1 pseudogene is annotated in these 208 nt (G+C 36.1%); it reads left to right on the top strand.

Annotated elements, in window-relative coordinates:
* Nucleotides 1-208 (top strand): annotated as a pseudogene (locus tag CP357_RS10085) (IS5/IS1182 family transposase); the annotation flags it as partial.

Here is a 208-nt window from a genome sequence, read left to right as displayed (position 1 = left end):
AGAAGAGTATTCAGACAAGAAGTACTATATTCCTTATACCATGTACGAAAAGGAAAAGACCAGAAAGTATCGCAACGATCCAACTAAGCTGGCTAACTGGTTCTATGATGAAAAAGATGATTATTACCTTGATCAAAATGGCGTCAGATTCAACTTCAAATATTATAGTCAACGTAAAGATCGATCGACTGGTCAGGTTCGTGATTTT

The organism is Lactobacillus sp. UMNPBX6 (assembly GCF_002553975.1).
GTDB lineage: Bacteria > Bacillota > Bacilli > Lactobacillales > Lactobacillaceae > Lactobacillus > Lactobacillus gallinarum.
The sequence above is the reverse complement of the archived record's forward strand: the minus strand, read 5'-3'. Positions and strand labels throughout refer to the sequence as shown.